Source organism: Pseudoflavonifractor sp. BSD2780061688st1 E11 (assembly GCF_005844125.1).
Classification (GTDB): Bacteria; Bacillota; Clostridia; order Lachnospirales; family Lachnospiraceae; genus Sellimonas; species Sellimonas catena.
In genome coordinates this window covers 1-3,458 of record NZ_SPHM01000079.1, presented here as the reverse complement: position 1 = coordinate 3,458, position 3,458 = coordinate 1, and the positions used below count along the sequence as shown (strand labels likewise).

At 46.9% G+C, this 3,458-nt stretch carries 3 protein-coding genes; all 3 read left to right on the top strand.

What is annotated here, in order from left to right; genetic code table 11:
• Nucleotides 1-155 precede the first annotated feature (155 nt).
• The 3 genes from FGQ85_RS17960 to FGQ85_RS17950 are packed head-to-tail and all read left to right on the top strand — an operon-like array spanning nt 156 to nt 3,365.
• The gene (locus FGQ85_RS17960) at nt 156-1,403 is read left to right on the top strand and encodes a tyrosine-type recombinase/integrase (protein ID WP_138374140.1); all 1,248 of its coding nucleotides are present in this window, start codon (nt 156-158) and stop codon (nt 1,401-1,403) included.
• Nucleotides 1,403-2,362: a tyrosine-type recombinase/integrase gene (locus FGQ85_RS17955; protein ID WP_138374139.1), complete on the top strand. Its 960-nt coding sequence runs from the start codon at nt 1,403-1,405 to the stop codon at nt 2,360-2,362. Before FGQ85_RS17960 ends, FGQ85_RS17955 begins: the two co-directional genes overlap by 1 nt.
• On the top strand, nt 2,349-3,365 hold the full coding sequence (locus FGQ85_RS17950; RefSeq protein WP_087203294.1) for a tyrosine-type recombinase/integrase: 1,017 nt from the start codon (nt 2,349-2,351) through the stop codon (nt 3,363-3,365). The genes FGQ85_RS17955 and FGQ85_RS17950 overlap by 14 nt, the downstream gene beginning before the upstream one ends.
• Nucleotides 3,366-3,458: the final 93 nt, after the last annotated feature.

The window sequence follows — 3,458 nt, the reverse complement described above, 5'->3', positions numbered from 1 at the left end:
TTTAATGCCGGGTAATTAGTTATGCCGATAAATATGTGATGAAGCCTGTAAAATCGCCATGCTAAACAAAAAGTATCGGTCTAATTCTAAGCTACTTCATCCTTTCTGATATAGTGTAGGTGATAGCAAGTCACCAACCACAGAAAGGAGTCCCTATGAAATTTGATGAACAAGGGTTCCGTCATCTCGTTGACGAAACCATCGCCGCAATCATACGGTTAGGCACAACGTCCCATGCTGTGCTTGGCCGTTACGAACGCTTTACTGAAATGCTGGTAAAACACTTAAAAAGTCTGGATCAGCCGTTTGAACTGACGCTCTGCCTTGAATGGGTCAATTCTCTGGATCACGATCCGGCTTGTGTGCTTAGCGCATCCTATGTTGACTGGAAAGCACTGCACAGGTTCGTCCATCTGCTGGCAGAACAGCAGGCCGGAACGCTGACAGAATGGCGTCATTATCTGTGTTTCACCCCGGAACTTCCTGAAACTGATGAATATAAAAACATTCTTGTTGAATTTCAGGAAGTTATGAAAGAGGAAGGCAAATATCCGACCACCATAAAGTCGTACAGTTCCATAGCCCACAGGCTTCTTCTTTATCTGGAAAGAGTAGGTATTACAAAGTTTTCCGATGTAAGGAACGAAAACCTTCTGGACTATTTTCAGACAGACCGGTTCAAGAACCGGAACCTGAAAGGGTTCCAGACGGAATTGTGTGTTCTGAAAAAGTTCCTGCGGTTTGCGACAGATGCCGGTTACACAGCCTGCAAGACCCTTCCGTATGCTCTGCCCAAAATCCGCCAGTCCAGAAACAAGATCATTACTACGATTGACGAAAAGGTAGAAGCAGACCTTTTGGAAGATGAGCCGGACAGCCTTGTAAACAAGCGGGATCAGGCAATTCTCCTGTTGGCGCTGCACACCGGTCTGCGAAGCTGCGACATCCGGGCATTGAGGTTCTGCGACATCGACTGGGAAAAAGAGACCATCCATATCCGCCAGAAAAAGACGGGCGTTGACCTTGAAATTCCCATAGACAGCGCCACACAAAACGCCATTATTGATTACATCCTGAACGAGCGCCGGGATTGTGAGCAGGAATATATTTTTGTTACGTCCGTAGGCCCGATAAAAAAGCTGGCCCGTAGGCATTACAGGATGAAATACCGCACACAGGGGACGGAATCCTATGAAAATCTTCCTCACGATGGCCTCCACATTTACCGACGCACTTTTGCGTCGCGGCTTTTGCAGTCAGGAACGCCGTTACCGCTCATTTCCGAAATGTTAGGGCATATCGACAAAAACTCTGTCCACGTGTATCTCTCAACGGATGAAGCAAAAATGAAGCGGTGTGCGTTAGACATCTCCCAGATTCCTTGCCGAAGGGAGGAATACTGATGTACGCAAGTAAATTTGGCCCTGTCATGGAAGAAATGCTTACCATCCGGCACCGTTCCGGTTTGCAGTTAAAGTTTATTGGCTTTTTCCTTGACGACTTTGATGCTTTCTGTGCCAGAGAGTATCCAGAAGCCACCCTGCTTACAAAGGAGATTGCCGAAACATGGATTCACAGCTCCGATTCTCCATCCCGGCACCACATGGCGCGGCGGGTCTTGACAATGAAGCATATCGGGGAATACCAGCAGTCACTTGGCTTAAACGCTTATGTCCCGAATTACCGGATTAAGAGGCCAAAGGCAGAGGAACCCCATCTGTTTACGGACGAACAGCTTGCACTGTTTTTTGAAACTGTTGACACAAAGCTGATCCCAACAGAGACATATCCGTATAAAGATACGATGTTCCCGGTATTCTTCCGGCTGGTTTACTGTTGTGGCCTCCGCAGCTCCGAAGCCTGCAACCTGAAGGTGTCGGATATTGATTTTCCCAAAGGGACGATCTGTATCTACCAATCGAAGGGTATGAAAGACAGGGAGCTTCCCTTGTCGGACGACCTTCTGGATTTATGTTACCGTTTTGACCGGTATTACCAGAAGCAGTTCCCTGACCGTACTTATTTTTTCAAGCCGAACCAGGAACGGGAACACATGACAAGCGCTGATGTCAGCAAGATTTTTCAGGCCATACTCAAAAAAGCAGGGTTATTGGAGCTGCCCGGAAAAAGGTTTACAACGCATGGCCTCCGCCATCTCTTTGCCGTTCAAAACATTAAAAAATGCGCTGACGCAGGAGAAGATTTCTATAACTGGATTCAGTATCTTTGCAGGTACATGGGACACAAGCACATCCGCTATACTCTGTACTATCTGCATATCACCTCACAGCTTTTCCCTATTTACCGGGAGAAGCTGGACGCCCTTGAGAAAGGAATCGGTGTGGTCTATGCGGAAGAATAAACAAAAGCCAAAAAAGATGTTTTTCATCTACACAAAGGATTTTTTCAACCACTTGCGCTCTGAACTTCATAGCGAACGGACAATCGAAACTTACTGCCAGTCGCTGAACGCTTTCCGCATCTATCTCTACGAAACCTACTCAAAAACTGTCGACCAGATCACGATTGATTTTGTCACGGAAGAAGTTATCCGCGAATTTTTGAGCAGCGTTGCCGACAGCAACAGTGTTGGCACACGGAATGTCCGGCTGTCCGGGATAAAGGCATACCTGAAATATGCCGCTACCCGTGATATGGAGCTTGTACCCCTGCAAATCAGCATTTCTGCTGTGAAGCACAAGAAAACATACCCGAAACGCCATAACTGGCTGGATAAGGCAGATATTGAACTGATTCTCGCGCAGCCGCCCCAAACAAAGATAGGGATACGGGATCGCTTCATTATCCTGTTCCTGTTCTCGACCGGGGCGCGGCTTGCCGAAATGCGTTCTGTCCAGTTAAAAGACGTCATTATAAATGAAAAGTATCCGTACATCCGAATCACCGGCAAAGGAAACAAGCCGCGTATCGTTCCCATCCCGGAGGATTCTTTTCTAAAAAACTACAAGTATTACTGCCACCTTTACCATCCCAAAGAGAACCCGGACGATTACCTTTTCTATCCGACTGCAAAAGGTGGCAGAGAAATGATGTCTGAGGACAACGTGCAGCGCATCCTGAAAAAGTATGGGGACGCCGCCCGCTGTTCCAATCCAAAGCTGCCTTCCATCCATCCGCATCTTCTCCGACATTCCTATGGAGCGCAGCTATACAGGCTTGGGGTCTCTCTCCCGGAGATAGCAAAACTTCTTGGGCATGAGGATATTTCCACAACGGAAATCTATGCGGAGACTGATCCTGAAATGGCGGCAGAAGCCATTTCAAAGATGTTAGGCAAACAGCCGGTAAGGAAATGGGACTTCCTTACCGAAGATGAAAAGTTAAAAATTTTAGGACTAAAGTAGCTCAGAATTAGGCCGATACTTTCTTGCTAAACATGGTGTAAAAACCGGCTTCAGCAGAATTTATCGGTCTTATTTTTTACGAGGCATTAAATA

What these genes read in the sequence shown, in the direction of transcription:
- FGQ85_RS17955 (WP_138374139.1), top strand. Translation starts at nt 1,403, where the DNA reads ATGTACGCAAGTAAATTTGGCCCTGTCATGGAAGAAATGCTTACCATC.
- FGQ85_RS17960 (WP_138374140.1), top strand. Translation starts at nt 156, where the DNA reads ATGAAATTTGATGAACAAGGGTTCCGTCATCTCGTTGACGAAACCATC.
- FGQ85_RS17950 (WP_087203294.1), top strand. Translation starts at nt 2,349, where the DNA reads ATGCGGAAGAATAAACAAAAGCCAAAAAAGATGTTTTTCATCTACACA.